Raw genomic sequence first — 24,717 nt, 5'->3', positions numbered from 1 at the left:
TCAGCCGGGCGGGGTTGCCGGTCCCTGCGCATCGGCGCGGGCCTCGCCCTCGCGCTTGCCCCGCTCGGGCACGGCGGCGTCGGGATAGCGCTTGCGGTATTCCGTGAGGAAGGATCGCAGGGTCTCCGCACTCGTGGCCTTCTGGGCGATCTCGCGGAAACCCGCCGTGCGCACGGCATTGGGCTGGGTCAGCAGGGCGAAGGTGCGCGCGTCGATGCTGTCCGCCATCGGGTCGGCGAACTTCGCCCGCAGGCGTTCCAGGCTCAGGGTTTCGCCGGCCAGCCCGTACGCGATGGCGGCGCGTAGGACGTCGGTCCGCTCCTTGTCGTCCAGGGGGGCCCGTTGGCGCCAGGCCTCGCTCACCAGGGTCTCGTGCGCCTCGCCGGCCTCGCGCCAGCGCCGTCCGGTCCACAGGATGTCGGCCCGCAGGCGCGCCGCATCGGCCCCCGGCTCGCCCTCGATGGTCTCCAGGGCGAGGTCCGTCCGCGAAAGGTCGGACAGGGCGCGTGCCCGGAGGAGCGCGCGGGCCCGGCGCAGATCCTCCGGCAGTTCGGGCAGATAGGTCGCGTCGAGGACCTGGAGCGCGGCCAGCGGCTTCTCGTCCATGAGCCGGATGGTGGCGAGCCGCGCGGCCACCTCGGCACGGGCCGGCCCGGCGAGGCGGTGGTCCACCTGATGCTGCAGCAGGTCCCCGGCGGAATCGAGGAGATCGAGCTCCACCAGGCGATCCGAGAGGCGGCGCACGATCTCGTCGCCCCGCCGACCGATCGGGGCGTAGTCCTTGAAGTCGAAGTACAGCGCCAGGGCCTCGACGCCGGACAGGTTCGCGCCGCGCTCGCCCAGATAGAGCTCGTCGAAGAGGGCCAGGGCCGAATCGTGCAGGGTGCGGGCGATGGGCGACTGGCCGCGCAGGGCGTCGGCCCGTCGCGCGGCCGTGAAGGCCTGACGCCAGCGCCCGGCCTCCTTGTAGAGATTGGCGAGGGCCGCGATCGCCCGGGTCTCGATCTCGTCGCCGTGCCACGTGAGCGACAGGGTCTCGATCCGGTCGATGGCCTCGGTGAGCGGCAGCTTGGCCGAGGCATGGGCCAGGATGGCGGCGCGCAACGCGGCATCCGCCGCGACGGGGCCGTCCCCCGCTTCCGCGAGGCGGCGGTAGCTCTCCAGGGCGACGGTGGTGCGGCCCGTGACCTCGTCGATGCGGGCGCGCAGGAGTGCGAGCCGATCGCGCAGCGGCCGCTCCGGAAAGCGCGCCCCCGCCAGGGTGATGTGGCGGCTCGCCGAGTCCCAGTCGCCCGCCTCGATGGCCGCTTCGGCGGCCGCGCTGCGCAGGAGGATCTGCAGATCGTCGGGGTACCGTTCGAGGATGCCGGCGGTCTCCCGGAACGCCCCGTCGGCCTTGGCCCACTGGCCCGCGAGGGCGTCGAGGTAGCCCTGCCACAGGCGCACTTCCGGATCGGATTTCAGGCCGTCGCTCTCCAGAATGCGCCGTGCCTCGCCCGTGTGGCCCATGCGGGCGGCCGCGATGGCGATGAGAAGGGAGACATCGCGCTGGCCGGCCAGCACCGGATCCTCCGCCACCGCGACCTTGAGGACGCCGTAAGCCTCGATCGAGAGGCCGTTCGCGAGGAAACTCCTGGCCAGGGTCAGGCGCAGGGGGCCGCGGGCGACGCGGGACGCCTCCGTCACCGCTTCGAGCTGGTGGCGCAGGAGCTCCCGAACGTCACCCCGGCGCGAGGCCTCCCAGGGGCCGCGATCGACGGCGAGATCGGCGACGGCCGCCAGCGGTGCATCGGTGGCCCGCGCGACGCCCGACACGGCCAGGCCGGAATCCCGGCCGATGGAGACACCGTCGAGGTCCGGCCGGACCAGCAGATCGTCCGCCTGCGCCAGGACGGCGATGCCCTGCCGGCTCGGCAGCAACTCGAAATCGACGAAGGCCTGACGCTTCGCGATGCCGGCGGGCTTCGGACCGTGACCGGTGACGACGCCGATGCGCTCTCCGTCGAGGTCGAGCCAGGTCGCGCCGCCGGGGCTGGGCAGCTTCACCCCGACGCCGAGGCGCCCGTTCGCCCCCGCATTCCGAACCGCCGATAGGGATTCGCTCGCCGCGAGATCCGTGCCCGCCACGAGCTCCCAGCCCGTCGGAGCCTCGGTGGGGCCGACCGGAACGAGGTCGAGCAGACGCTCGCGCGGGACGGGGAACCGCAGGATGACGAAACCACCCGTTCGCACGGGCGGCCCCAGGGGCGTCAGGATCGGATCGCCCGATGGAACGCTCACGGGGCCCGGCGTCTCGAACACGAGGGTGGCGATGCCCGCCCGCTCGAACAGGGCCGCGGCCGGCATCCGCTCGAAGGGAAACACCAACCCGGGGCCGGCGGGACGGATCACGGCCGCTCGCGCAACGACGGCCGGCGGCTTTGCCGGCGCGCCTGCGACCGGCTGCACCGGAGCGGTCGCGGGCGCGCCGGAGGACGGGTTGGGCTCAACCGCCGCGGGCTTGACGTCGGCCGTGGGGTCCGCCGCGCGGGCCTCGGACGGCTTCGTCTCCCGGGCCTTGGGGATCAGATCGAGGGTGACGCCGTCGGCGTCGCGCGTATGGGTGACCTCGTACCCGTCCGCGGGAGTCACCAGCAGACGGGCGCCCGCCGTATCCCCCTCCACGGACAGGGCCGCCACCGCGGGCTTCAGACGTCCGCGCGTCGCGGTGTCGTCGATCCGCCATGCGCCGGGCAGGTCGAGGCGCGTGGCCGCGCCGTCGCGCTCGAACCGCGCCGTCGCGGATTCGGGCAGACGCAGGCTGAGGCGCATGAGGTTGGGGCGAAGGGCCAGTTCCAGGGGCAGCCGGACGGGCTCGGGCGGCTTCGGACGGGCAGCGCGCAGGGCGGCCTCGGCGGCCTGGGTCCGGGCGAACAGCTCGGCCACAATCTCGGGCGGCAGGGGGGGCGGCAGACCGGCCCAGTCGAGGGGCAGGAGATCGATGAACGTCGTCTCGCCCGCGCTCTGCACGTTGACGCGATAGGGCCGTTGCAGGGCGAGCCGCAGGCCGGCCCCGTCGGGATCCCGCCGGACCACGGACACGTAGTCCGGCATCTGCGCGGCGAGGCGTTCCGCGAAGGCGGGACTGCGCTCCGAGAAGGTGATGACGAGAACCGCCCCCGAAATCCGGGCCTTGACCGTGACGGCGGTGTCGAAGCTCAGGGCGATACGGCCGTAGCGCTCGGCCTGCGTGCCGGCAGCCGATGTCAGGCGCCCTGCATCGGCGGGTCCGCACAGGACCAGACCGGCGAGGATCGACGCCGCGGCGAGGCCGGCCAGGGGCCGACGCCGTCGAGTCGCGATACCGGCACCCAGACCCATCGCAGAATTCGCCAAACCCGAGGGGCACCCGACTCGCACCGCGAGACGGGCGCCATACGCCACACCGTCCTGGTACTCTCTCAGGCCAGGGCTAACGTGGGCTTAAAAGGCGGGCGCGGCGCTACTGTGCCGCCCGCTTGACGACGAGCCCGGGGATCGTCGTCCCGGCCGGACCGAAATTGGCCTCGGCCCGGGTGCAGTTCGCGGGCGTGTCCTTGGTGTAGACCTCGGTGTAGGTGCGCGACCGCAACAGGAGGTCGCCGGCCGAGAGGTCTTCCAGGGTCACCCCGAGGCTAGAGACCACGGTCTTGAAGCGGGCGTAGTCGGGCTGCAGGTCCGGACACGCATTCTGCACGAAGTACAGGAGCCCGGAGAGTTTGGCGGCGCTGTTGCGCTGGCGTTCGGCCTTCGTTTCCGGAGGCCTGTTCTCCGGTGCGGCGGCATCGGGTGGCGGGGCGTCCGGTGTCGTCTGGGCGAGGGCGGGCGCCGTCGCCAGGGCGGCGAACACGCAGGCGGTCAGAACGGACTTCATGGGCGTTTCCTCGTGAGTGTGACCGAGCCGATGGTCTCGTCGGGCGCGGATTTTTGTTGCGCTTGGCTCTCGGTCGGTTCGTCGGCGGTGCCGGCGCGCGCCGGATCACCACCGCATCGGTGTCAGCCCGCCAACGCGGCGGCGCGGGCCAGGGCGGGACCGAAGCCCCCGAGGGGCACGGTGATGACCACCGGTTCCTTGGCGTCCGGCCGCGTGGCCGTGACCGTCAGGGCCTTGGCCGTCTTCATCGTGTCCGTCGCGAGGGTCGGGAAGCTGACGGGGACGATGCAGCCTTCCTGGCTGCAGCTCAGATAGGGCGCCCCCTGTCCGAGAACCGCCTCGTCGAGCTTGAACTGGACGCCGCCCTCGATGTTGACGCCGAGCGGCATCAGGATCAGCCCGGCGGCACGGCCCTCGGCGGGCGAGCGCAGTTCGATGGCGAAGGAGCGGCGTCCATCCGTCTTCGACCCTTGGGCCTGCATCAGCGTGCAGGTCGACGGCCCGGCGCCTTCCCGGGCGCAGACGACGGTCCAGTCGCCGTAGACCTCGCTGACCGAACTCGCGCCGGCAGGCCAGACGGCCGTGGGCGCCGTCGTGGCGGGAGCCGGTTTGGCCGCAGGCGCGGGCTTGGCCGCCGGGGCGGGCTTCGGTTTCGGCTTGGCTTTCGGCGCCGTCACGGCGGGCGCCTCCGGCTCGCCCTCGTCCTGAGCGAAGGTCTGCGTGGTCAGGAACGGTAGGAGTGCGAGCGACAGGGACAGGCCGAACAGCGCGGCGGTCTGCGGGCGGAACGGATAGAGCGGCGACAAGCTGGGCCTCCAGGGATGCGTCTCGAGCGTGTGCGACGCCACTCCCGCGAAAGCCCGCCCTCCGATCGACGGCGGGCGGTGCCGTATGGTGGCATCCGAGCCTGCCGCCTAACCCCGACGCCCGGCGCGCGCAACCATAAGGATGGTCTGAGACCCAAGCGTCAGCGCTTCGGTTCCACCCGGCCGGAAGGCTCGATGGCCTGCAGCTCGTTGGGGCCGAGGCCGGCGACCACCGGGGCCTGTGCCGGCGCCATGCCGCGGGCGCGGTTGGCGAGGGCGACGGTGAGTTTCTCCGCCGGCTCCGACTGCATCAGGGCGAGAACCTCCGCCATCTTGCGCGGGTTCATCGCCAGCACGATGGGGACCAGCACCTCCAGGGTGAGACGGTCGAACACCCGGGCGGCGTCCTTGGGCTTCATCGTCTCGTACATGGTGACGATGTTCTTCAGCGCCGCCTTCTCCGCCTCCGCCCGCTGGGTCGCGCCGCCCTCCGCGCTGCCTTCACCCTGTTTCAGGGCATCGATGCCGGTTTCGAGCTTACGCTCGGCCGTACCGATCAGCTGCTCGCGCAGATCGAGGGCATCGCTGCGCTGCTTGAGCGTCTCACGGCGCGTCGACAGGCGTTCGAGGATCGCGCGCTCGGATTCCGGCATCGCTTCCGGAGGCGGTGGGGGCCGGGTCGGTGCCTTCGTGGGCTCGGCGGCCGGCTTCTCCGGTTCCTTGGGCGTCACGGAGCCGGTGGTGGCCGGATCCGACGGCTCGTACCCCGTGCGTGCCTTGGAGAGAACACGGGCGAAGTCCGGCAGGGGCGCACCCGGCACCGGCTTCGCATCCTCGACCGTCAGCGCGGCGAGCTTCAGCACCAGAAGGCCGACGGCCGCGAGGGTGACGGCATCGACGAGCCGAAGCTTGATCGGGCGCGGCTGCGGAAAGCGAAGCCGTAGGCTCGGCTTCCCCGCCGAACCGGGCTTCTTGGACGATCCGGGCTGCTTGGCCGGACCGGGCTTCTTGGCTTGGCTGGGAATCCGGGTCGGCACCGGCGTCGTCATGCGGCCTTGCTCCGCAGGCGGCCGAGGGCCCGCTCCGACATGGCGAGGGCGGCGGCGGCGGCGGCGCCGAGCCGTTCACCGTTGGGGCTCGCCGGAACTTCCGCGGGCGTACGGGTCTGCGGCGGGACGATCTGCGGATGGGGCCGGACGGCCGTGTCGGCCATGGGCGGTGCCCTGAGGGTGCTCGCCTGGGTTCGACCCGCGCCGGTTTGCCCTCCCCCGGCTTGGGCGACGATGGCCGAGATCCGGCCGATGACCGCTTCGCCGGCCGCGACGTGGGTCGACAGGTCGGCGGCGTAACGCTCGGCGGTGGCGAGGCGGTCGGCCAGGGTCCGATCGCATTCGTCGAGGGTCGCCCGCAAGCCCGCGACGGCACGCTCGGCGGTGGTGCTGGCGACCATCAGTTCGCCGATGGTCTGCCGCATGCCGGCTTCGTCGGCCTTCATGCGCGCGATGCGTCGGCTGAGGCGGATACAGGACACGATGGTCGCGACGAGCAGGATGGCCACGAGAACGTCGGCCGTCAGGGTGACGAGGAGACTCATGGTGGGCTCACCCGTCGTTGCGGTTGTTCATGGAGGCTTCGAAGGCCTGGAACGTGGTGCGTGACCGGCGCAGCGGCCGGGTCAACTGCACGGCGATACTGTCGTCGACCCTGCCGATGCGGCCCTGCGTCAGGGCCCAGTCCCCGCAGCGCACGGAGATGAGGTCGGAGGGCTTGGTGTCGAACATCAGGGTGTCGCCGACCTTGAGGGACAGCACCTTCTTCAGGGGCAGCATCGTTTCGTGCAGCACCGCCTCCATGGTCGCGTCCGCCTGCCAGATCTCCGTGGCGAGATGGCTTTCCCAGACGTGGTCGCGGCCGAGCTTCTCGCCCATGAAGCTCTGCATGAGCAGTTCACGGATCGGCTCGATGGTGGCGTAGGGGAACAGGATCTGAAGCAGGCCGCCGCGCCCGTCCATGTCGAGCTTGAGGCTGATCAGGATCGCGGCGTTGGCCGGGCGGGTGATGGTGGCGAAGCGCGGGTTGGTCTCGATCCGGTCGATGGCGAAGCGCACGGGGGAGAGCGGCTGGAACGAGAGTTCGAGGTCGCTGAGGATGATCTCCACGAGGCGGCGGACGAGCTGCATCTCGATGGTGGTGAAGGGCCTGCCGTCGAGGCGCGTCGAGGTGCCGCCGCGCTTGCCGCCCAGCAGCAGGTCCATCGTCGAGTAGGCGAGGTTCGATTCGACGGTGACGAGGCCGGAATTCTCCCACGCGTCGGCCCGGAACACGCCCAGGAGCGTCGGGAGGGGGATGGCGTTGAGGTAATCGCCGAAGCGCACCGAGGTGATGTTGTCGAGGGTCACCTCGACGTTGTCCTGGAAGAAATTGCGCAGGCTCGTCGACAGCAACCGGATCATCCGGTCGAAGACGATCTCCAGCATCGGCAGGCGTTCGTACTGGACGACGCCCGAATCCACGATGGCGCGCACGCCGCCGGCGCCCGAGGCCGACAGCTCGCGCAGGGAGAACCCTAGGACGCCGTCGATCTCATCCTGGTTCAGGATGCGGTCGTTGCCGGCGAGTTCGGGAAGATTGTCGGTCTCCCCGTCCTCGATCATCGTCGCCCATTCGGCGGCGACGTCGCTCGCATGCGTCGTGGTGCCCTGCTCGGCCAGCGCCGCGCCCCACTCGTCGGCCAGGGACGTATCGCCCCCGGCCTCGTTTTGGGCAATGAGGGCTGCGGCCCAGTCGTCCTCGTCGGCGTCGGCCATGGGAGTCCCGAATGCGGTGGTGGAAGGAGGCCGAAACTACTGGACGATCACGTCCTTGAAGAGCACCGCCTCGGCCCGTGCCGGATGGATCGCCACGTTGACCCGCCGCAGCAATTCCTCGCGCAGGCGGTACAGGCCGGCCGAACCGGCGAGGTCGCTCGCGCGCAACTCGCGCATGTAGACCTGGAAGGCGTCCTCGATGCGCGGCATCAGCGGCTTCACTTCCTGCTCGACCTTGGCGTCCTTGAGCTCGATGGAGATCTTGATCTTGGCAAAGCGCGCCTTGTCCTGACCGGCCTCGCTCGACAGGTTGACCATCATCTCCCGCACGTCGAGGAAGACGATCGGGGCCTTGACCTCTACCGCGGTCGCCGCGTGCGCGTCGCCGGCCTTCTTCTTCATGACGAAGACGCCGCCGCCGCCGAGGGCGAGCAGCGCCACCGCGCCGATGATGATGAGCTTCTTCTTCGAACCGGCCGGAGGCGCGCCCTCCTCACCGTCCACGGCGGCCTTTGTCGGCTTCTTCGCCATCGATCCTGCCCTGACTGGAACGCCGCCGTCCTCGAGTCCCGCGTCAACGTGAAACTCCTGGTGTCGAGATATCGGCCCGCAGGGTTAACGGGTCGTTAAGGCGGCAAAAGCTGCCGGGTCGGACTTGCCGCGAGGACGGGGGACGGCTCGACCGGCCCGGTCGGGCATATCGGACAACTCTTTGTTTTCGTTCGGCAAAAAATGGTAGCGCCGGCTGGCACGCCGCGTGCGGACTGGTTCGATCAATACCGCTCGTCGCAGTTGGATCGTGTCATGCAGAACGCAATGTTCGTGGGGGTCTCGAGCCAGGTCGCGCTTCAGCGCGAGCTGGAGGTGATCGCCAACAACATGGCCAACGTCTCGACCAACGGCTTCAAGGCCCGCAACTCGCGGTTCCAGGAATACCTGATGCCGGTGGCGAGCGCGGACTCGTTCCCGAAGCCGGATCGGCGCGTGTCCTACGTCATCGACCAGGGCACGGCCCTCGATCTCGGTCAGGGCCCCATCGAGCAGACCGGAAACCCCCTCCACGTCGCCGTCCGGGGCGAAGCCTTCCTCGTCGTGCGGACGCCGGCCGGCGACCGCTTCACCCGCAACGGCGCCTTCGAGACCGACCCCCAGGGCAACCTCGTGACCAGCGACGGCTATCCCGTGCAGGGCGATGGCGGGCCGATCCAGATCGGCCCCCAGGAAACCGGCCTCGCCATCGGCCCCGACGGAACGGTCTCGACCAACCTCGGCATCCGCGGGCGGGTGCGCCTCGTGACGTTCGCGAACCCGCAGGCGCTGACCAACGAAGGCGCGAACCTCTACGCCTCCACGGCCGCGCCGACGGCCGCAGGGCTCGCCGGCCGCGTCGAGTCGGGGGCGCTGGAGCGCTCCAACGTCAAGCCGGTCATCGAGATGACGCGGCTGATGGACGTCAACCGGACCTACTCCATGGTGTCGGGCGTGATCTCGCGCCTCGATGAACTGCGCGGCACGGCGATCCGCCGCCTCGCCGAAGTTGCCTGAGGATCAGCACACATGCGCGCGCTCTACGCTGCCGCCACCGGCATGGCGGCCCAGGAACTCAACGTCCAGGTCATCTCCAACAACATCGCCAACCTTCGGACCACCGGCTACAAGCGTCAGCAGCCGCATTTCCAGGATCTGCTGTACCAGAACCTGCGCCGGGCCGGTTCCTCGACGTCGGACCAGAACACCCAACTGCCGGCGGGCCTCGCCATCGGCTCGGGCGTGAAGACCACCTCGACGGCCCGGGTGATGTCGCAGGGCACCTTGACCTCGACGCAGAAGGACTACGACGTCGCCATCCGGGGCGAGGGCATGTTCCGCGTCACCATGCCGGACGGGCGCACCGCCTACACCCGCGACGGCTCGTTCGACCTCTCGGCGCAGGGCCAGCTCGTCACCCGCGACGGCTATCTCGTCGATCCCGGCATCACGGTGCCGAACAACGCCACCTCCGTGACCATCAGCGCCCAGGGGGCGGTGCAGGCGACGGTGCCGGGCCAGACGGCGCCGCAGGCGCTCGGGCAGTTTCAGCTGGCGCGGTTCGTCAACAAGGTCGGCCTCGAATCCATCGGCGACAACCTGTTCATCGAGACCGCGGCGTCGGGCCCGGCCATCGCGGCTGCACCGGGCGCGGAAGGCTTCGGCAATCTCCAGCAGAGCTACCTCGAGGAAGCCAACGTCAACGCGGTGACGGAGATCTCGTCCCTGATCGCGGCGCAGCGGGCCTACGAGATGAACTCCAAGGTCGTGACCGCCGCCGACCAGATGATGTCCACCACCTCGCAGATGTTCCGCGGCTGATCGGGAGCGCCATCAAGATGTACGCCCTGAGATACGTTTCCCCGACCCTTCGGCCCCGCGTCTCGCCGGTCAATCCGGCGATGGTGGCCCGCGCCCTGTTCGCGCTCCTGGCATTCGGACTGCTCACCCTCCCGGTTCTGGCGGAGGGCCCGGCGCAGCGCCTTCGCCTGCGCGGCGACGTCACGGCGCGCGGCGACGTGCTGACGCTGGGCGATCTCGTGGAGGGGGCGAGCGCCGATCTTTCGGTGCGCCCGCTGTTCCGTGCGCCGTCCCTCGGGGGGCACGGCACCATCCAGGCCCGGCGCATCGCCGAGGCCGTCGCGGCCCTCGGGCTCGGCGAGATCGAGACGGGCGGGCGCGTCCAGGTCGCGGTCCAGCGCGCCGCCCGGCGCGTCGCCCAACCGGAGATCGAGGCCGCCCTGAAGCGGTCCCTCGAGACCGCCTACGGCCTCGACGGCCGCACCGTGGCGATCCGTCTCGATGGCGACGCGCCGGTGCTGCTCGCCCCCGTCGACCTCGACGGACAGGCCTCGGCCGTCGATCTCACCTACGATCCGCGGTCCCGGCGCCTCGCCGCCCTGGTGACGCTCGGCGACCGCCAGGCTTCGCTCCGGGTCACCGGCCTCGTCATGGAGATTCGCGAGGTGGTGGTCATCGGGCGCCAGCTCAACCGGGGCGAGGCCGTCACGCCGGCAGACTTCACCGTCGAGCGGCGGCCGAAGGAGGCGGTGCCGACGGATGCCCGGACGGGCGCGGCGGACCTGCCCGGACAGGTGGCGCAGCGGGGCTTGAGCGCGGGCGCGATCCTGCGCGGCGGCGATGTCGCGCCGCCCGACCTCGTCGCACGCGGCGAAGCCGTCACCATCGTGTTCGACGCGCCTGGCCTCGCCCTGTCCCTCCGGGGCCAGGCCAACGAGAGCGGCCGCCTCGGTGCCGCGATCACCGTGACCAACCCGGTCTCCAAGAAGGTGCTGCCCGCCACCGTGATCGGGCCGGGGCGCGTCTCCGTCGGCCCGGCACCGGCGCCGATCCAGCGCCAGGCCAACGCCGCCCTCGACGGCACCCGTTGATCCTCCCCCTTCGAATCGCCTCAGGCACGGTCCCGATGACCCACCGCGTTCGCCCCGCCCTCGCCGTAGCGCTCCTGTGCACGGGTCTGACCGCCTGCAACACCGCCGATCGGCTGTCGCAGATCGGCGCCACCCCGGCCCTGTCGGCCATTGAGGATCCGACGGCGCAGGCCGGCTACAAGCCCGTGCGGTTGCCGATGCCGGAGGTCCAGCCGGTCTCCTACGCGCCGAACTCCCTGTGGCGCACGGGATCGCGGGCGTTCTTCAAGGATCAGCGCGCCGCCCGCATCGGCGACCTCGTGACCGTGAAGGTCAACGTCACCGACCGGGCCAACCTGAACAACGAGACCAAGCGCTCGCGCTCCAACGCGGAGGGGTTCGGCCTGCCCAACGCCTTCGGCCTGGAGAAGAACCCCGCGGTGGCGGCCGCCGGCATCGCCGCCGACAAGCTCCTCGACGCGACCTCGACCACGTCGAGCGACGGAACCGGCTCGGTTCAGCGCAACGAGACCGTCACCACCAGCATTGCCGCCATCGTCACGCAGATCCTGCCGAACGGCAATCTCGTTGTGGAGGGCAAGCAGGAGATCCGCATCAACTTCGAGGTGCGCGAACTCATCATCGCCGGCGTGGTCCGCCCGGAAGACATCGAATCCGACAACACCATCGAGTCGACCAAGATCGCCCAGGCGCGCATCGCCTATGGCGGCCGCGGCCAGATCACCGACGTGCAGCAGCCCCGCTACGGCCAGCAGATCGTCGACGTGCTGCTGCCGTTCTGACGCGGTCCCGGACGGCACCGCGAACCCTCACCCGGGGACGATCGTCCCCGGGGAAATCTAGTGCTCCGTGCCGGGCCGGTTCGGGCGCGGCGCCTCGCCGTGGGTCTTCGTGAAGGCGGAGCGTTCCGGGTCGTTCTTCTTGGCGGCGACGCGGGCGCGCTGCCACAGGGCGACACCGATGACGATGCCGAGGGTCGCGAGGGCGAGGACGAGGATGAGAACTTCATTGTTCACGGCGTTGGCTCCCTGACGATAGTGTTATCGTGGGGAAGCCGAACCACGGTCCCAAGGTTCCGCGAACGACGCCCGGCATCCGACCAAGTCGACGCCAGTCTTCGACGCCGAGGCCACCGCCGCTCATCCGAATTGGCGCCGAACGGCGCCGGCCCGCACTGGATCGGGTTCGGCCGCGGCCTTCGTCCCGATCTTGTGCCCGGCGATCTCAATCGTCCCGGTAGACCCGCTCGCGCCGCTCGTGGCGCTCCTGGGCTTCCAGGGACAGGGTGGCGATGGGGCGGGCGTCGAGGCGCTTCAGGGAGATCGGTTCGCCGGTCTCCTCGCAATAGCCGTAGGAGCGGTCCTCGATGCGAGCGAGGGCGGCGTCGATCTTGCCCGTGAGCTTGCGCTGGCGGTCCCGGGCCCGCAGCTCGATGGCCCGGTCGGTCTCCGACGAGGCCCGGTCGGCGAGGTCTGGATGGTTCTCGTTCTCGCTCTGGAGGGCGACGAGGGTGTCCTGGGCCTCGCGCATGATGTCGGATTTCCAGCCGAGAAGCTTACGCCGGAAATATTCACGCTGCCGATCGTTCATGAACGGCTCGCTCTCACTGGGTACGTAGCCGTCCTCGAGTGTGATCTTCGCCATTCGCGCCCCTCGCAAGTCTGTCGCGGCCAGTTTGCGGCGATATTTTGCGTCGCTATAATGCAGGGATCGGTCCACGACAACGCGCCGATACCACAGGCGGGCCGGTTCGTAACAGGCATCCGCGCCCTGCGGCAAACACGCAACGGATGTACGGCGTGCCGATGCACCCGGGCCCGCTGCCCGACCGACCGGGATACCCGCGTTTCGCGGGCGCCGCCTTACGAAATTCCCCGCAGAACGGCCGACCGGCGCCGGTCCCGAAGTGCTCAGAACTGGAAGTAGATGAAGGCGTAGTTCGCGTCCTCGCCGATCCGCAGGAGCAGGGCGACGAACAGCAGGCCGAAGCCGAGCGCCGCGAACCGGGTCGGCGGTGTGCGCTGGACGACGCTCCAGGCCGTGGGGCCGAGGCAGGCGATGGCGGCGGCCGGCGCCAGGGTGCGCCACGGCAGGCCGGTGCCGAGGGGCGCGTGCCCGACGAGGCCGTCGAAGATGCGCACGGCGCTCGGGAAATCGGGCGCGCGGAACAGGACCCAGGTCGCCGCGACGAAGCCGAAGGTGAGGAGCCGGCCGAGCGGCACCGGCATGGGCAGGCCGCCACGCCGCCACAGCAGGCCAAGGGCGAGGCCGATCCCGTGCGCGAGGCCCCAGGCCACGAAGGTGAGGCCGGCGCCGTGCCAAAGGCCGCCCAGGGTCATGGTGGCGAGGAGCGCGAGAATCTGGCGGGCGAGGCCGTGCCGGTTTCCGCCGAGCGGAACGTAGAGGTAGTCGCGCAGGAAGCGCGACAGGGTCATGTGCCACAGACGCCAGAAATCCTGCAGGGACGTCGCCCGGTAGGGCGCGTCGAAATTCTGAGGCAGGATCACGCCGAACATCAGGCCGAGGCCGAGCGCCATGTCGGTGTAGCCGGAGAAGTCGAAGTAGATCTGGAAGGTGAAGCCCAGGGTCGCCTGCCACGCCTGCGCCACCGTCACGCCGGCGCCGCCCGCCGCCAGTTCGAAGACCGGATTGACGACCTGGGCCAGGGGGTCGCCGAAATAGACCTTCTTGGCGAGGCCGATGCAGAGCAGCATCACCCCCTGTCCGAAGCGCTCCGGCGCCACCGGTCCACGCTCGGCGAACTGAGGCATCACCTCGCGCCAGCGCACGAGGGGCCCGGCCAGCACCTGCGGGAAGAACGCGATGTAGAGGGCGTAGTCGCGAAGGCCGTAGGCGGGCGCCCGGCCGGCCCGGAGGTCGGCGAGATACATGCAGTGGTGGAAGGTGAAGAACGAGATGCCGAGGGGCAGGGCGAGGCCGACGGGGGGAAGCGCGAGGCCCGGCACCCAGGCGACGAGTCCGGCGAGAAAATCGAGGTACTTGAACACCGCCAGCGCCACGAGGTTCGCCGCGATGGCGATCGGGATCAGCCCGCGCGGGCGGCCGCGGAGATACGCCCGGGCCACCAGCCAGTTGGCTCCGATGGACACGGCGATGAGCGGCACGAAGCGCGGGTCCCACCAGCCGTAGAACACGAACGAGAGCAGGAGCAGGCAGTCGGGCCGCAGGGACGGGCGCCACCGCAGCACGAGGCCGTGGAGCGCGAGGGCGACGGGCAGGAAGCCGAGCAGGAAGATCGTCGAGTTGAACAGCATGCGCGCCGGGTCACGGGTGCGACGGATCGCGACCCGTCCGCGTGTCCGGGGCCGGGAACGGCTCGGCTTGTCGGGGATCGTGGCGGGGGCGTCAATGTCGGGGCGCGTTCAGGACCGGATCAGGCCGCTTCGCGCGCCTGAAGCTTGGCCAGTTCCACCGCCGCCCGCAATTCGATGTCGGCGATGAGGCCGTCGAGGCGGGGGTCGCCGCTCTCGCCCGAGCGCTGGGCGAGGCGGCCCGCGATGGCCTGGAGATCGCGGGTCGAGACCCGGCCCATGATGAGGGAGGCCTTCAGGCGGTCGAGGCCGTCGAGGAGGTCGTGGCCGCGCCGGGTCGCGCGGCGGCGGCGCTCCTCCGGCGTATCGGCATTGGTCTGGAGGGTGAGGATCGCATCGAGGCCGGCGAGGGACGAAGCTGGCGTCGCCGCGGCGCTGGTCGCTGTCGCCGGCGCCTGCCCGAGGGCGAAGGCCGGGCCCGCCTCGGTCCGGCGCGGTGCGGTGGCGCCCCCCGCGGCGGCGGCGGCGAATCGGGGGTCGATGCGCATGGGGGACGACCGTTCCGTATCCGCGCGGCCGGTTCCATCCGCCCCCTGGCCGCGCGGCGCCGGGGGACGGCCGATTCGGTGACCCCGCTCGCGCGGCCCCGGGATCGGTACGAGGCGGCAGAATCCGGCCGGATTGGTTAACCGCGGGTAAAGCCCCCGGCAGATCCTGCCGGGTCGGCACGAAGGGCGGTGGCCGCGTCCGTCCCGGCGCCGGACCTCCTCAGAAAAATTCGTTCAAAAACAAGGGTTTGCCGGTACGGTTGGTTTGGCACGCTCCTGGCAGATTGGCTCCCAAGACCGCGCCCTCCATCGAAACGCACCATGCGCATTCAGATGCCCCGCTCGACGTTCCGCTTCGCCTGGCGCTCCATCGCCCGCTGCCTCCTGGCGCTGGCCTGCGCCGGGCTGACGGCGGCCCCGGACCGGGCCTTCGCCCTGTCGCGGGTGAAGGACATGGCGAGCATCGAGGGCGTGCGCCAGAACCAGCTCGTGGGTTACGGGATCGTGGTCGGCCTCAACGGGACCGGCGACACCCTGAACAACATCCCGTTCACTCGGCAATCCCTGCAATCGATGCTGGAGCGCCTCGGCGTCAACACCCGCGGCGCCACCATGCGGACCCAGAATCTCGCCGCCGTGATGGTGACGGCGAGCCTTCCGCCCTTCGCCACGCAGGGCAACCGCATCGACATCACGGTGTCGTCGCTGGGCGATGCGAAGTCGCTCCAGGGCGGAACCCTGCTGGTGACGCCGCTCCTCGGCGCCGACGGCGAGGTCTACGCCCTGGCCCAGGGGTCGGTGGCCATCGCGGGCTTCTCGGCCGAGGGCGACGCCGCCAAGATCACCCGGGGCGTCCCCACCAACGGCCGGGTGCCCAACGGGGCGATGATCGAGCGCGAGATGGCGTTCAAGATGAACGACATGCGCTCCCTGCGCCTGTCCCTGCGAAACCCCGACTTCACCACCTCGAAGCGGATCGCGGCCGCCATCAACGACTTCATGGGCGCCGACACCGCCGAGCCCACGGACCCCGCCACCGTCACCCTGCAGATCCCGCCGAAGTACAACGGCAACATGATCCGCCTCGTCACCGAGATCGAGCAGCTCAAGGTCGAGCCCGACCAGACGGCGCGGGTCATCGTCGACGAGCGCTCGGGCATCATCGTCATGGGCCGCGACGTCCGGGTCTCCACCGTCGCCATCGCACAGGGCAACCTCACGGTGACCATCACCGAGCAGCCGCAGGTGAGCCAGCCCGCCCCCCTGTCCAACGGCCAGACCACGGTGGTGCCGCGCACGGGCGTGAAAGTCGATACCGGGGAGGGCAACAAGCTCGCCCTGGTCAAGGAGGGCGTGACCCTGCGCGAGCTCGTCGACGGGCTCAACGCGCTCGGCGTCGGCCCCCGCGACCTCATCTCGATCCTCCAGGCGATCAAGGCCGCCGGGGCCCTGCAGGCCGACATAGAGGTGATGTGATGCGCTCTTCCCCCTCCCCCAGCACGAGGCATTGACCATGCTGTTCGCTCCCCTTGCCGCCACCGCCGCCATCGGCGTCGGAAAAGCCATCGTCGGCGACATCGCCAAGACCGTCACGGGCGCCACCAGGGCCGCCGCGGGCGCTTCCAAGACCGCCGCGGCGGCCAACGCTCCGGCGACCGGCGCGGCGGCGACGACCAAGAGCGCCGCCGAGGCGAAGGCCCGGAAGGCCGCCTCGGAGTTCGAGACCATGTTCCTCGAGCAGAGCCTCGACCGGCTGACCCAGTCCGACGGCACCGAGGGCCCCCTCGGCGACAACGGCACGGGCGGCGGCGTCTACCGCTCGATGCTCACCAAGGAATATGCCGGCCAGATCGTGAAGAGCGGCGGCGTCGGCATCGGCGATCAGGTGTTTCGCGAGATGATGAAGATGCAGGAGGGCGCGAATGGCTCCGTCAACTGAGGGCCCCCTGCGCATCGTCGACCGCGCCGGAGCCGGGGCCCTGGTGGCCCGCGTCATGGAGACCCTCGACGCCCTGGAGGCGGTGCTGGCCCGCGAGAGCGACCACATCCGCGTCGGGCGCCTGCACGAGGGGCTGGCCGAAACCGAGCGGAAGACCGGCCTGTCGGCGGCCTATCTGCAGGGGTTGGAGACCATCAAGGCCAACGCCATCGCGCTGACGCGCTTCGCGCCGGAGGGGATCGAGGCCTTGAAGGCGGCGCACCGGCGCTTCACCAAGGCCGTGGAGGCCAACCAGATGGTGCTGGCCACCGCCCGCTCCGTGTCGGAGGGTCTGGTGAAGTCCCTGGCCGAGGAGGTGGGCCGCGCCCGCGCGCCGACGATCTACGGCCGCCCGTCGCACGCCCCCTCCCCCTATGCCCGCGCCGGCCACGGCGGCAGCCAGCCCCTGGTGCTGTCGCGCAGCCTGTAGGAATCCGGGGTGGCGCGTCTTTACGCTCCGTTATGGCCGGCGCGTCTAGGCTCGGGACGCGACCATCACGGGCCACGATCATGCGCGCCAAACGGACGAGCCTCGTCCATCTCATCTACTTCTCCCGGCTGAACCTCGCCGCCGATGCGCCGACGCGCGCCCGGCAGCTCGGCGAGATCACCCGTCAGGCCCAGAAGAAGAACGAGTTCTCCGTCATCACCAGCTTCCTCATCGTGGAGCAGAACTTCGCCGCGCAGATCATCGAGGGCGAACGCGCCTCGGTGAGCGACACCTTCAACCGCATCGGCAACGACACGCGCCACCGCGACGTGCAGATCGTCGAGTGGCGCGAGATCGTGAAGCGGGAATTCGTGAACTCGTTCTCCACGGGCGTGCGCGGACCGGCCAACGACGCCGTGTTCGTGAAGGCCAACCTCATGCCGATGTTCCAGCGCGGCACCCCGAAGGCCACGGGCATCCACGCCCTGGCCATGCAGTTGCAGAGCGAATCCATGTCGAAGCAGGGCATCGACCACCTGTTCGTCTGAACCCCATCCGGACGCCCCGTCGCCGCCCCCGGCCTTGAGACGCGAAACCCATGAGCGAGACGCCCCCGATCCTCATCGTCGACGACCAGGAGAAGCTCCTGAAGCTCGTCATCCTGCTCATGAACCGGCTGGGGTTTCCCGATGTCGAGGGCGTCAACGATGCGCCGACGGCCCTGGAGCGCCTGCGGACGCGCAAATACGCCCTGGTGATCTCCGACCTCGACATGGAGCCCATGGACGGCCTCGCCTTCCTGCGCGAGATCCGCGCCGACGACGCCCTGATGAACACGCCCTTCATCCTCACCGAAGCCTCGTTCGACTTCGAAGACATCAACCTCGCCCACCAGGCCGGCGCCGACGCCTTCATCCTCAAGCCGTTCGACATGTCGGTGCTGAAATCGAAGCTGAAGCAGGTCATCAACCGCAAGCCGCGCAAGCGCGAGGCGCCGCTGGCCGCCGAATCCGCCCTCAGCGTGGATTTCCCCATGCTGGGCAAGTTCTGAGCGGACCCGCTCCGACGCGCCGGCGCGTCCCCGATGATCGCCCCTCCCACCGGCCCGGCCGGGCGGCTCGCCCAGCGGGTGTCCCTCACCCTCGCGCTCCTCTTCGGCGTGGTCGGCGGCGGCGCGGCGGCGCAGGACGGCCCGCGCCCGGATCTGCGCCGGTCCCTTTCCGAGATCGTCGCCGAACTCCCCCTCCGGCAGGCCGACTTCGCCGGGCTCTCCGCGCTCCGCGACCGGGCCGAGGCCCTGGCGGCGGAGAGCCGCGAGGTGCAGGCCCGGGACGCGGCGGCCCTGGAACGGGCGCGGACGGCACGGCTCGACGCCGGCCGAATCGAACCGCCACCAGAGCGCGACGCCGCCATCCGGGCGGCCGACGACGCCCTCCGGTCCGCCGAGGAGCGGGTCCAGGCGGACAAGGCCCTCGCGGCCGACCTCGACGGCCTCGGCAATCGCATCACCGAGGCGCGGCGCAGGCTCTTCGCCGCGCGCCTGTTCGCCCGCGGCGCAAGCCCGCTCTCCTTCGGATTCTGGAGCGAACTCGTCGACCGGGCGCTGCCGCAGGTCGCCGGCAAGCTGTCCGATCTCGGCACCGCCATGGCGGCCGGCCAGGAGGGTGACGACGCCGCCGAGATCGCCATCGGCGCCGCGGTGGTCCTGACGGGCCTGCTGCTGCTCTACGCGGCGATCCGGAAGGCGCGCCGGTACGCCCTGGACCGCTGGCAGCGTTTCGCCGCGCGGACGAGCATCAGCCCCCGGCGACGCGCCGCCGTGCACGCCCTCCTCGACATGACGCTCACCGTCTGCTCGTTCCCCCTTGCGGTCGTGCTGCTCCTCGTCCTGAACGACGACATCGATTTCACGCCCGGCAGCCTCGACGCGATCATCTTCCGCGTGCTCACCGCCGTCGCGGGCGCCCTCCTCGGGGCGGGCATCCTCCGGGCCATGGTGGCGCCGCGCGATCCGGCCCACCGGCTCCTCGCCGTCAGCGACGGGACGGCCCTGATCGTCGCGCGTACGGGCCACGCCCTGATCCTGGTCTACGCCGCCGATCTGGTGTTCGCCGAGTTCGCCGTCGCGGCGCATTTCCGCATCGTGATCAGTCAGGCCGCCACCATGGCGATGGTCGCCCTGTGCTGCGCGCTCCTGGGGCTGGCCCTCCTGCGCCTCAGCCGGGACGAGGCCCCGGCCGAGTCGGACGCGATGCCGGCGGCGCGGTCGGCCGCCTCCCTCACGATCCTGACGCCCGTCGTCTGGGCCGTGGTCGCGGTTTCGTTCGCCGCGATGCTCGCCGGCTACACGGCCCTCGGCGGCTTCCTCATCGGCCGCCTGATCGTCACGGGCCTGCTCCTCGCCCTGGGCTGGGTGGTGCTGATCTGCGTCGACGCCCTGTTCGTGACCCGGGCCGACATCGAGACCAGCCCGCGGCTGCTGCGCCTGAGCCGGGCCTTGGCGGTGCCGCCCGACACCCTGGCCCTCGGCTCGGCCGTGGTCTCGGGCGTGCTGAACGTCCTCGCGGTGACCGCGATGATCTTCGTCGTCATCGGCCCCTGGAACCTCGCCTACGGCGAACTCAACCCGTTCCGGGACGCGTTCCTCGGCACCCATCCGGGCGATGTCCGCACCCTCGTCGGCGCTGCGGGGTTCGCCGCCCTGACCGCCATCGTCGGCGTGGCCCTGACGCGGGCCGCGACGGGTTGGCTCGACCGCAGGGTCCTGCCGCAGACGCGCCTCGACGCCGGCGCCCGCTACTCCGTGATCACGGTGGTGGGCTATGGCGGCCTCGTGCTCACCCTCCTCCTGGCGCTGGGTCAGCTCGGGGTGAATCCGCAGAGCCTGACGGTGATCGCCGGCGCGCTCTCCGTCGGCGTCGGGTTCGGCCTGCAGAGCATCGTCTCGAATTTCGTCTCGGGGCTGATCGTCCTGGCCGAACGCCCGATCCGGGTCGGCGACCTCGTGACGGTCAAGGGCGAGGAGGGGCGCGTCAAGAAGATCAGCGTCCGCTCGACGCTCCTCGCCACGGGCGATCGCACGGACCTCATCGTGCCGAACACCGACATCATCACGTCCATCGTCCGCAACAAGACCCTAACGGACGTGTCCCAGCGCCTGCGCCTGCCGGTGGTGCTGGCCCAGGACACGGATCTCGCGCTGGCGCGCGACATCCTCGTCGCCGTCGCCGCCCGTCATCCCAACGTCGCGGCCGACCCCGCGCCGGTGCTGCTCCTGACGAAGCTCGGCGAAAATCTCGAAGTCGAGGCGCGCGTCTTCGTCCACGACGTGTCGCAGAGCGACGTGACCCGCAGCGAACTCAACCACCTGCTGCTCGAATTCTTCCGCCGCTCCGGCATCAAGCTGGGCGGGACCGCGTGAGCCCGCGCCGGAAGCTCGCGAACCCGAAACCGGCTCAGGCCACCGCGCGCTTCTGGTAATCCTTGATGTCGGAGAACCGCAATGCGGGCGCCCGCTCTTCCTCGTAGCGCAGGGAGAACGCCGTGGTGGCCATGAACACCGGCGCGCCGTCGAGGTCGCTCGCCAGGGCCGAGCCGTGGCTGCCGATGAAGTTGTCCAGATCGGTCTCCTTGTCGGCCTCGATCCAGCGGCAGATGGAGAACCGGGTCGGCTCGTAGTCGATGGGCAGGCCGTACTCGGCCTGGAGCCGTTCCTTCAGCACGTCGAGCTGCAGGGCGCCGACCACGCCAACGATGGCCTGGGACCCATCATGCGGGCGGAACACCTGCACCACGCCCTCCTCGCCCATCTGCTGCAGGGCCTCGCGCAGCTTCTTGGCCTTCATCGCGTCCGTGAGCTTGATCCGCCGCAGGATCTCGGGGGCGAAGCTCGGCACACCGCGGAACACGATCTCCTCGCCCTCCGTCAGGGTGTCGCCGATGCGCAGGGTCCCGTGGTTGGGGATGCCGACGACGTCGCCGGCGAAGGCTTCGTCCGCGATGGCGCGGTCCTGGGCGAAGAAGAATTGCGGCGCGGAGAGCGACATGGGTTTGCCCGTGCGCACGAGCTTGGCCTTCATGCCCCGGCTGAGCCGGCCCGAGCACACCCGCATGAAGGCGATGCGGTCGCGGTGGTTCGGGTCCATGTTCGCCTGGATCTTGAACACGAAGCCGGTCATCTTCGGCTCGGTGGGCTCCACAAGGCGCTTGTCGGCGTCCTGGCCGCGCGGCGGCGGGGCGAAGCGGGCGAGCCCGTCGATGAGATCCCGCACGCCGAAGTTGCGGAGCGCCGAGCCGAAGAACACCGGCGTGAGGTGCCCCTCGCGGAACGCCTCCAGGTCGAAGCGCTTGAGGCCGGACTCGGCGAGCTCCGCCTCCTCGCGCCAGGTGGCGACCTCGCCTTCCTCCGTGAGAAGCCCATCGAACAGCGGATCGTCGACGCCCGTCACCGGCACGGTGCCGGCATCGTCGGCAGCGTCGAGGCGGCGCACCCGGCCGTTGCCGAGGTCGTAGGTGCCGGCAAAGCTCCGCCCCCGGCCGATGGGCCATGTGACGGGGGCGACGTCGAGGGCCAGCACCTTCTCGATCTCGTCCAGCAGCTCGAACGGGTCGCGGGCCTCGCGGTCGAGCTTGTTGATGAAGGTGACGATGGGAATGTCGCGCAAGCGGCAGACCTCGAACAGTTTTCGCGTGCGCGCCTCGATGCCCTTGGCCGCGTCGATGACCATCACGGCCGAATCCACCGCCGTCAGGGTGCGGTAGGTGTCCTCCGAGAAGTCCTCGTGGCCCGGGGTGTCGAGGAGGTTGAAGACGCAATCGCCGTACTCGAACGTCATCACCGAGGTGACGACGGAGATGCCGCGCTCCTTCTCGATGCCCATCCAGTCGGAGCGGGTGGAGACGCGGTTGCGCTTGGCCTTGACCTCGCCGGCGAGTTGGATGGCGCCGCCGAACAGCAGCAGCTTCTCCGTCAGCGTGGTCTTGCCGGCATCCGGGTGGGAGATGATCGCGAAGGTGCGGCGCCGGGCGACGGGATCGCTCTTCGGGTCGGGCGCTTTGTGTTCGGCGGATTTGGTCTCGGTCTGCATCAGCATGGCGGGCAACGGTGTTCCGGGTCCGCGGCGGGCGGACGATGGCCGCCGGACGGCGACCCGAGAGAGCGGGCTGTGTAGGCGTTTCCGGGGGGAAGCGCAAAGCCGCCGGAATGGGCTCAGCCCCGGCCGATATACGGCATCTTCGTCGCGAGCACGGTCATGAACTGGACGTTGGCCGAGAGCGGAAGCCCCGCCATGTAGACCACGGCGTCCGCCACGTGGGCCGCGTCCATCACCGGCTCCGGCTTGATGCTGCCGTCGGCCTGCCGGGCGCCGTGCGAAAAGGCCCGCGTCATCTCGGTCTCGGCATTGCCGACGTCGATCTGCCCACAGGCGATGTCGTGGGCGCGCCCGTCGAGGGAGATGGCGCGGGTCAGCCCCGTCATGGCGTGCTTGGTGGCGGCGTAGGGCGCCGAGTTCGGGCGCGGCACCTGGGCGGCGATGGAGCCGTTGTTGATGATGCGCCCGCCGCGCGGGTCCTGCGCCTTCATCAGCCGGAACGCCCCTTGCGTGCACAGGAAGGCGCCCGTGAGGTTCACGTCGACGCTGGCACGCCAATCGGCCAGCGCCACCTCGTCCACGGGCACGCTCGGGGTGAACACGCCGGCGTTGTTGAACAGCACGTCGAGGCGGCCATACGCCTCCCGGGTCGCCGCGAACAACCGCGCGACGGAATCCGGGTCGGCGACATCGGCCTCGACGGACAGGGCCTCGCCCCCCTGCCCCCGCACCGCCTCGGCGACAGCCTCGAGCCGCGCCCGCCGCCGCCCGGCCAACACCACGGCGTATCCGGCTTCGGCGAGCCCCAGGGCCACCGCCCGGCCGATGCCCGAGCCGGCCCCGGTCACCATCGCGATCCGTCCCGCCATCCGCCGCGTGCTCCCTACTCCGCAACCGCTCATAAAGGCGGCGTCGCCCTGTTGCCAGCCTCCCCCACTCCGTCTAGACACCACCCGGCCTTGCGCCGATGGGGCGTCGCCAAGTGGTAAGGCAGCGGTTTTTGGTACCGCCATTCCCAGGTTCGAATCCTGGCGCCCCAGCCAAATTTCCTTAGGGAAATCAGCACTTAGCTCGGCCGACAAATCGGATATAAAAGAACAGACGGTGTTTTCGGCCGCACAAAGGCCCGCACACTCCGTTCACGCCTCGTCCCGCCTGCCTATCGGTAGGGAGGCCTGTGAGCAAGCCTTCGCCGAGATCGCAGCGGCGGTAGCCCGGCGCCGCACGCCCTGCCCCTGGAACCCCTTCCCAGCAAACAGCCCGTGGGGCCGCCAGATTGACGAGGCTTACCGCCGCGATCTGGCTGGCGAAAGCTTGGTCCGGCGCATCTACCCGCGTCGCCCGGCCGCCACCGCCCTCGCCTCTTCCGCAGGGAGGGCCAGCGTATGAGCGCGAACACCTACGCCATCGCCGACCTACACGGCCGGTTCGACCTCTTCACGCAAGCCATCGCGGCGATCACCGAGCGCGGCGGCGGCAAGGTCGTCTTCACGGGCGACTATGTGGACCGCGGGCCGGAGAGCCGACAGATCATCGAAGCCCTCATGGCCGGGCCGCCCGAGGGGCAGACGTGGGTCTGCCTCAAGGGCAACCATGAGGACATGATGGCCGAAACCATCATGGCACCGTCGGAGCCCGATTGGTGGATCGGCAACGGCGGGGCAGCCACGGTGCGCTCCTACGGCGACACGATCCCGCTGGAGCACGTCCGCTGGGCCGCACGCCTGCCGCTCTATCATGAGACGGAGCACCACATTTTCTGCCATGCCGGCGGTGACGAGACGAAGTCCCTGGCCGATCAGACCGAACGGGATCTCTGCTGGTTCCGATGCGCGCGGGATCGGGACTACGGCATCGACGGCAAGCACGTGATCCACGGGCACACGCCGTTCAAGGATGGCCCTGTGTGCCTCCCCAGCCGCACGAACCTCGACACGGGCGCGTATGCCACCGGGCGCCTTGTCGTGGGTGTGTTCGATGAAGCGAAGCCGGGCGGCCCGGTCCACGTGATCGAGATCACCGCACTTGCCCCCTCCCTCTCCGGGAGGACGTGAGATGGACGGATCAATCCTCCTCTGGCTGCTCATCGGGCACGCCGTCGCCGACTATCCGCTTCAGGGCGACTGGCTCAGCAAGGCCAAGAACCAGACCCTCAACCTCGTTCCAGGCGAGGCGATCTGGCCGGGCGCGTTGCTCTCCCATGCGGCCATCCATGCCGGGGCTGTCCAACTGGCGACCGGGTCGTGGTCCCTAGCGGGCGCCGAGTTCGCAGCGCACGCCCTGATCGATCACACGAAGTGCGCGGGCCGGCTCTCCTACAACGTCGACCAATCACTTCACGTCGCCTGCAAACTGGTTTGGTTCGCCCTGCTGTGAACCGCCCCGGGTTTCCCGGAGGCTGTTTGGTTTGGATCAAGCGGCCAAGGCTTGCACCTCGGTCTGGGCATAGTAGTGCGCTTCGGCTTCGGCGGG

The 24,717-nt window shown here is 70.3% G+C and carries 25 protein-coding genes and 1 tRNA gene; 13 read left to right on the top strand and 13 right to left on the bottom strand.

The genetic code is table 11. From position 1 onward, the window contains the following. The 7 genes from ASF27_RS08060 to fliL form a co-directional block, all read right to left on the bottom strand. Complete coding sequence (locus ASF27_RS08060; RefSeq protein ID WP_056359150.1) at window positions 1-3,360, bottom strand: hypothetical protein; 3,360 nt, start codon at window positions 3,358-3,360, stop codon at window positions 1-3. Window positions 3,361-3,481: 121 nt separating this feature from the next. Further along, window positions 3,482-3,892, bottom strand: coding sequence for a hypothetical protein (locus tag ASF27_RS08055; protein WP_056169326.1), 411 nt, complete (start codon window positions 3,890-3,892; stop codon window positions 3,482-3,484). 122 nt (window positions 3,893-4,014) lie between these two features. Continuing rightward, complete coding sequence (locus tag ASF27_RS08050; protein ID WP_082478885.1) at window positions 4,015-4,698, bottom strand: invasion associated locus B family protein; 684 nt, start codon at window positions 4,696-4,698, stop codon at window positions 4,015-4,017. Between the two features lie 161 nt (window positions 4,699-4,859). Beyond that, on the bottom strand, window positions 4,860-5,747 hold the full coding sequence (locus ASF27_RS08045; RefSeq protein WP_244474252.1) for a hypothetical protein: 888 nt from the start codon (window positions 5,745-5,747) through the stop codon (window positions 4,860-4,862). After that, window positions 5,744-6,292, bottom strand: a complete 549-nt coding sequence (locus tag ASF27_RS08040; RefSeq protein WP_056169323.1) for a DUF6468 domain-containing protein — start codon at window positions 6,290-6,292, stop codon at window positions 5,744-5,746. Before ASF27_RS08040 ends, ASF27_RS08045 begins: the two co-directional genes overlap by 4 nt. 7 nt (window positions 6,293-6,299) lie before the next feature. Then, complete coding sequence (fliM, locus tag ASF27_RS08035) at window positions 6,300-7,505, bottom strand: flagellar motor switch protein FliM (protein ID WP_056169321.1); 1,206 nt, start codon at window positions 7,503-7,505, stop codon at window positions 6,300-6,302. A gap of 36 nt (window positions 7,506-7,541) precedes the next feature. Continuing rightward, window positions 7,542-8,036, bottom strand: a complete 495-nt coding sequence (gene fliL, locus ASF27_RS08030) for a flagellar basal body-associated protein FliL (protein WP_056169319.1) — start codon at window positions 8,034-8,036, stop codon at window positions 7,542-7,544. A gap of 273 nt (window positions 8,037-8,309) precedes the next feature. Here fliL and flgF point away from each other — a divergent pair, with 273 nt between their 5' ends. The 4 genes from flgF to flgH are packed head-to-tail and all read left to right on the top strand — an operon-like array spanning window position 8,310 to window position 11,706. Next, window positions 8,310-9,050 (top strand): flagellar basal-body rod protein FlgF, encoded by a 741-nt coding sequence (gene flgF, locus ASF27_RS08025; RefSeq protein WP_056169315.1) that lies wholly within the window; start codon window positions 8,310-8,312, stop codon window positions 9,048-9,050. 12 nt (window positions 9,051-9,062) lie between these two features. Continuing rightward, window positions 9,063-9,854, top strand: a complete 792-nt coding sequence (gene flgG, locus ASF27_RS08020; RefSeq protein WP_056169314.1) for a flagellar basal-body rod protein FlgG — start codon at window positions 9,063-9,065, stop codon at window positions 9,852-9,854. 17 nt (window positions 9,855-9,871) lie between these two features. Then, window positions 9,872-10,924, top strand: a complete 1,053-nt coding sequence (flgA, locus tag ASF27_RS08015; protein ID WP_056263849.1) for a flagellar basal body P-ring formation chaperone FlgA — start codon at window positions 9,872-9,874, stop codon at window positions 10,922-10,924. A gap of 35 nt (window positions 10,925-10,959) precedes the next feature. Continuing rightward, window positions 10,960-11,706: a flagellar basal body L-ring protein FlgH gene (gene flgH / locus ASF27_RS08010; protein WP_056169311.1), complete on the top strand. Its 747-nt coding sequence runs from the start codon at window positions 10,960-10,962 to the stop codon at window positions 11,704-11,706. A 57-nt stretch (window positions 11,707-11,763) separates the two neighbouring features. Here the strand turns inward: flgH and ASF27_RS22680 are convergent, their stop codons facing one another. The 4 genes from ASF27_RS22680 to ASF27_RS07995 all read right to left on the bottom strand — a co-directional run bounded on the left by ASF27_RS22680 (window position 11,764) and on the right by ASF27_RS07995 (window position 14,744). Beyond that, on the bottom strand, window positions 11,764-11,940 hold the full coding sequence (locus ASF27_RS22680) for a hypothetical protein (protein ID WP_200918727.1): 177 nt from the start codon (window positions 11,938-11,940) through the stop codon (window positions 11,764-11,766). 208 nt (window positions 11,941-12,148) lie between these two features. Beyond that, the gene (gene dksA / locus ASF27_RS08005) at window positions 12,149-12,568 is read right to left on the bottom strand and encodes an RNA polymerase-binding protein DksA (RefSeq protein ID WP_056169307.1); all 420 of its coding nucleotides are present in this window, start codon (window positions 12,566-12,568) and stop codon (window positions 12,149-12,151) included. 266 nt (window positions 12,569-12,834) lie between these two features. Next, window positions 12,835-14,199, bottom strand: a complete 1,365-nt coding sequence (locus ASF27_RS08000) for an MBOAT family O-acyltransferase (RefSeq protein WP_056359147.1) — start codon at window positions 14,197-14,199, stop codon at window positions 12,835-12,837. A 119-nt stretch (window positions 14,200-14,318) separates the two neighbouring features. Further along, window positions 14,319-14,744, bottom strand: coding sequence for a flagellar assembly protein FliX (locus ASF27_RS07995; RefSeq protein WP_056359144.1), 426 nt, complete (start codon window positions 14,742-14,744; stop codon window positions 14,319-14,321). A gap of 321 nt (window positions 14,745-15,065) precedes the next feature. Here ASF27_RS07995 and ASF27_RS07990 point away from each other — a divergent pair, with 321 nt between their 5' ends. From ASF27_RS07990 to ASF27_RS07965, 6 genes are all read left to right on the top strand, one after another. Then, window positions 15,066-16,220: a flagellar basal body P-ring protein FlgI gene (locus ASF27_RS07990; protein WP_056169299.1), complete on the top strand. Its 1,155-nt coding sequence runs from the start codon at window positions 15,066-15,068 to the stop codon at window positions 16,218-16,220. A gap of 37 nt (window positions 16,221-16,257) precedes the next feature. Next, complete coding sequence (locus ASF27_RS07985; RefSeq protein WP_056263845.1) at window positions 16,258-16,683, top strand: rod-binding protein; 426 nt, start codon at window positions 16,258-16,260, stop codon at window positions 16,681-16,683. Next, the gene (locus ASF27_RS07980; protein ID WP_056169293.1) at window positions 16,667-17,152 is read left to right on the top strand and encodes a hypothetical protein; all 486 of its coding nucleotides are present in this window, start codon (window positions 16,667-16,669) and stop codon (window positions 17,150-17,152) included. Before ASF27_RS07985 ends, ASF27_RS07980 begins: the two co-directional genes overlap by 17 nt. A gap of 80 nt (window positions 17,153-17,232) precedes the next feature. Next, the gene (locus ASF27_RS07975; protein WP_056169290.1) at window positions 17,233-17,700 is read left to right on the top strand and encodes a BLUF domain-containing protein; all 468 of its coding nucleotides are present in this window, start codon (window positions 17,233-17,235) and stop codon (window positions 17,698-17,700) included. A 50-nt stretch (window positions 17,701-17,750) separates the two neighbouring features. Continuing rightward, on the top strand, window positions 17,751-18,203 hold the full coding sequence (locus ASF27_RS07970) for a response regulator (protein WP_056169287.1): 453 nt from the start codon (window positions 17,751-17,753) through the stop codon (window positions 18,201-18,203). 33 nt (window positions 18,204-18,236) lie between these two features. Beyond that, window positions 18,237-20,573 carry a DUF3772 domain-containing protein gene (locus ASF27_RS07965; protein ID WP_056359139.1) on the top strand — a complete coding sequence of 779 codons (2,337 nt, stop codon included), beginning with the start codon at window positions 18,237-18,239 and terminating at the stop codon, window positions 20,571-20,573. Window positions 20,574-20,607: 34 nt separating this feature from the next. On the opposite strand, the gene ASF27_RS07960 is transcribed toward ASF27_RS07965, so the two are convergent. Beyond that, a complete protein-coding gene (locus ASF27_RS07960; protein ID WP_056169275.1) occupies window positions 20,608-22,245 on the bottom strand; it encodes a peptide chain release factor 3 in 1,638 nt (545 codons plus the stop codon). Window positions 22,246-22,361: 116 nt separating this feature from the next. Next, entirely contained in the window at window positions 22,362-23,114 is a 753-nt protein-coding gene (locus tag ASF27_RS07955; RefSeq protein WP_056359136.1) for an SDR family oxidoreductase, read from the bottom strand. Window positions 23,115-23,213: 99 nt separating this feature from the next. On the opposite strand from ASF27_RS07955, the gene ASF27_RS07950 reads away from it, so the two are divergent. The 3 genes from ASF27_RS07950 to ASF27_RS07940 all read left to right on the top strand — a co-directional run bounded on the left by ASF27_RS07950 (window position 23,214) and on the right by ASF27_RS07940 (window position 24,621). Further along, a tRNA-Gln gene (locus tag ASF27_RS07950) sits at window positions 23,214-23,288 on the top strand. A gap of 342 nt (window positions 23,289-23,630) precedes the next feature. Continuing rightward, window positions 23,631-24,299: a metallophosphoesterase gene (locus ASF27_RS07945; RefSeq protein ID WP_082478882.1), complete on the top strand. Its 669-nt coding sequence runs from the start codon at window positions 23,631-23,633 to the stop codon at window positions 24,297-24,299. A gap of 1 nt (window position 24,300) precedes the next feature. Next, window positions 24,301-24,621, top strand: coding sequence for a DUF3307 domain-containing protein (locus ASF27_RS07940; RefSeq protein ID WP_056359133.1), 321 nt, complete (start codon window positions 24,301-24,303; stop codon window positions 24,619-24,621). Window positions 24,622-24,717: the final 96 nt, after the last annotated feature.

Source organism: Methylobacterium sp. Leaf102 (assembly GCF_001422425.1).
Classification (GTDB): domain Bacteria; phylum Pseudomonadota; class Alphaproteobacteria; order Rhizobiales; family Beijerinckiaceae; genus Methylobacterium.
This window is presented reverse-complemented; position numbering and strand designations above follow the sequence as displayed.

Bases quoted from the DNA above. Each gene is read 5' to 3' on its own strand.
- ASF27_RS08040 (WP_056169323.1), bottom strand. From the start codon at position 6,292: ATGAGTCTCCTCGTCACCCTGACGGCCGACGTTCTCGTGGCCATCCTG.
- ASF27_RS07965 (WP_056359139.1), top strand. From the start codon at position 18,237: ATGATCGCCCCTCCCACCGGCCCGGCCGGGCGGCTCGCCCAGCGGGTG.
- ASF27_RS07990 (WP_056169299.1), top strand. From the start codon at position 15,066: ATGCGCATTCAGATGCCCCGCTCGACGTTCCGCTTCGCCTGGCGCTCC.
- ASF27_RS07945 (WP_082478882.1), top strand. From the start codon at position 23,631: ATGAGCGCGAACACCTACGCCATCGCCGACCTACACGGCCGGTTCGAC.
- fliM (WP_056169321.1), bottom strand. From the start codon at position 7,505: ATGGCCGACGCCGACGAGGACGACTGGGCCGCAGCCCTCATTGCCCAA.
- ASF27_RS07955 (WP_056359136.1), bottom strand. From the start codon at position 23,114: ATGGCGGGACGGATCGCGATGGTGACCGGGGCCGGCTCGGGCATCGGC.
- ASF27_RS08000 (WP_056359147.1), bottom strand. From the start codon at position 14,199: ATGCTGTTCAACTCGACGATCTTCCTGCTCGGCTTCCTGCCCGTCGCC.
- ASF27_RS07940 (WP_056359133.1), top strand. From the start codon at position 24,301: ATGGACGGATCAATCCTCCTCTGGCTGCTCATCGGGCACGCCGTCGCC.
- ASF27_RS07985 (WP_056263845.1), top strand. From the start codon at position 16,258: ATGCTGTTCGCTCCCCTTGCCGCCACCGCCGCCATCGGCGTCGGAAAA.
- ASF27_RS08045 (WP_244474252.1), bottom strand. From the start codon at position 5,747: ATGACGACGCCGGTGCCGACCCGGATTCCCAGCCAAGCCAAGAAGCCC.
- flgF (WP_056169315.1), top strand. From the start codon at position 8,310: ATGCAGAACGCAATGTTCGTGGGGGTCTCGAGCCAGGTCGCGCTTCAG.
- ASF27_RS07995 (WP_056359144.1), bottom strand. From the start codon at position 14,744: ATGCGCATCGACCCCCGATTCGCCGCCGCCGCCGCGGGGGGCGCCACC.
- ASF27_RS08055 (WP_056169326.1), bottom strand. From the start codon at position 3,892: ATGAAGTCCGTTCTGACCGCCTGCGTGTTCGCCGCCCTGGCGACGGCG.
- ASF27_RS07970 (WP_056169287.1), top strand. From the start codon at position 17,751: ATGAGCGAGACGCCCCCGATCCTCATCGTCGACGACCAGGAGAAGCTC.
- flgA (WP_056263849.1), top strand. From the start codon at position 9,872: ATGTACGCCCTGAGATACGTTTCCCCGACCCTTCGGCCCCGCGTCTCG.
- flgG (WP_056169314.1), top strand. From the start codon at position 9,063: ATGCGCGCGCTCTACGCTGCCGCCACCGGCATGGCGGCCCAGGAACTC.
- fliL (WP_056169319.1), bottom strand. From the start codon at position 8,036: ATGGCGAAGAAGCCGACAAAGGCCGCCGTGGACGGTGAGGAGGGCGCG.
- ASF27_RS07975 (WP_056169290.1), top strand. From the start codon at position 17,233: ATGCGCGCCAAACGGACGAGCCTCGTCCATCTCATCTACTTCTCCCGG.
- ASF27_RS08060 (WP_056359150.1), bottom strand. From the start codon at position 3,360: ATGGGTCTGGGTGCCGGTATCGCGACTCGACGGCGTCGGCCCCTGGCC.
- ASF27_RS07960 (WP_056169275.1), bottom strand. From the start codon at position 22,245: ATGCTGATGCAGACCGAGACCAAATCCGCCGAACACAAAGCGCCCGAC.
- flgH (WP_056169311.1), top strand. From the start codon at position 10,960: ATGACCCACCGCGTTCGCCCCGCCCTCGCCGTAGCGCTCCTGTGCACG.
- ASF27_RS07980 (WP_056169293.1), top strand. From the start codon at position 16,667: ATGGCTCCGTCAACTGAGGGCCCCCTGCGCATCGTCGACCGCGCCGGA.
- dksA (WP_056169307.1), bottom strand. From the start codon at position 12,568: ATGGCGAAGATCACACTCGAGGACGGCTACGTACCCAGTGAGAGCGAG.